At 74.2% G+C, this 1,665-nt stretch carries 2 protein-coding genes and 1 pseudogene; all 3 read left to right on the top strand.

Going from position 1 to position 1,665, the window contains the following annotated elements; all coding sequences use genetic code 11:
* Positions 1 to 198 (top strand): annotated as a pseudogene (locus Q0L15_RS22175) (6-phosphofructokinase); the annotation flags it as partial.
* An 84-nt stretch (positions 199 to 282) separates the two neighbouring features.
* Positions 283 to 816, top strand: a complete 534-nt coding sequence (locus Q0L15_RS22170; RefSeq protein ID WP_296607019.1) for a SigE family RNA polymerase sigma factor — start codon at positions 283 to 285, stop codon at positions 814 to 816.
* On the top strand, positions 813 to 1,665 hold an 853-nt coding region (locus tag Q0L15_RS22165; protein ID WP_296607016.1), incomplete at its 3' end, for a hypothetical protein. The genes Q0L15_RS22170 and Q0L15_RS22165, both read left to right, overlap by 4 nt.

Raw genomic sequence — 1,665 nt, 5'->3', positions numbered from 1 at the left:
ACGCCCACGGCGTTCGACCGCTGGCTGGCCACCCGCTTCGGGCTCCAGGCCAGCGACGCCGTCGCGGACGGCGACTTCGGCACCATGATGGCGCTGCGCGGCACGAAGATCGTGCGGGTCCCGCTCATCGAGGGCACCGGTGCCCTGAAGCTGGTCAGCCCCGAGGAGTACGCCGAGGCGCGCGTCTTCTTCGGATAGCGCGGACGCAGCGCCGCCGGCAGAACCTGCGCGCGTCCCCGATGCGTAGAAGGGGTGAGACGATCACCCACTCCGGGAGGGCATGTGACGGCCGAGGACGACTTCGAGACGTTCGCGGTGGCCGCGTGGCCACGGCTGCACCGCTCGGCGTACCTGCTGACCGGTGACCACCATCTCGCCGAGGACCTGGCGCAGACGGCACTGGCCCGCACCTACGCGAGCTGGCGGCGGGTACGCCGGTCCGACGCGCTGGCCTACGCGCGCCGGGTCCTGGTCAACGCGAACATCGACCGGCTCCGGCGCCGCCGCTCGCACGAGGTGCCGGGCGGGGCGGTCGACGCCACGCTGGCGAGCCGCGCCCAGCCCGGTGCGGGTGCGGACGAGCTGGCCGGCGACCGGGACGAGCTGGTGCGCCTGCTCGCCGGCCTGACCGACCGGGAGCGCCGGGTGGTCGTGCTGCGCCACTACTTCGACCTGTCCGAGGCCGAGGTCGCCCGCGAGCTGAAGATCGCACCCGGCACGGTGAAGAGCACCCTGTCGCGCGCGCTGCGCAAGCTGCGGGTCGCCGACGGCTCCGACGTCGACGACGACCACTTCGTGAAGGGAGACCTGCGATGAGCACACGCACGATCGAGCAGCTCGAGCGCGAGCTGCACGACGGCGAGGACACCCACCCCGGCCGTCCCGACCTGGCCGCGATCCGCGAGGCCGGCCTGCGCCGCCGTCGCCTCGGCGCGCTCAGCGCCGCGACCGGTGTCGTGGTCGCGACGGTCGGCGACAGCGACCGCGCCCGGGAGCCGGAGCCGGCCGACCGTCCGCACCAGCTGTCCGAGCTGGGCCGGCGCGCCCTCGCCGAGATCCCGGGGGCCACGCAGGTGTCCGACTGGCAGGTGGTGCTGCCCGCGCCCGACGGCGGTCAGCGGGACTGGGGCCTCGACGACCCGATCCGTCCGGTCGGCGCGCCCGTCGACACCGGCGCCCACCACTACAGCGGCGTCACGAGCTACCGTCCCGCGGACTTCCCGCACTGGCTCTACGACGGCGTCCAGCACATCGAGCAGACCGACCTCGCCGACGAGGACGGGAGCTACCCCGTGGGCTCGACCGACCTGGGGATCCTGGTCGACGACGGCCCGGCGTACCTCGGCTGCGTGGGCACCGCAACCCGCTGCGGACCGGCCCTGCTGACCCGCGGCGGCGACGGGGGCTGGGTCTACGAGTGGGGCATGGGGACCGACGCCTTCCTGAAGCCCGGCTCGAAGATGGAGGTCTTCCTCAGCGACGACTACGCCACGGGAGCGCCCGGTCAGCTGGTGCTCGCCGGGCTGCCCGGCACGGAGGTCGCGCGCGTCGAGCTGGTGACCGTGGACGGCACCCGGGTCGCGGGGCACGTCGAGAGCGGAACCGTCGTCCCCGGCGACACGATGATGTGGGGCACGGTCACCGGCGACCTGGCCGCGGTGATCG

The organism is Nocardioides sp. (assembly GCF_024509035.1).
Lineage (GTDB): Bacteria > Actinomycetota > Actinomycetes > Propionibacteriales > Nocardioidaceae > Nocardioides.
Note: the sequence above shows the minus strand (reverse complement) of the source record. Positions and strands in the feature narration are given on the sequence as shown.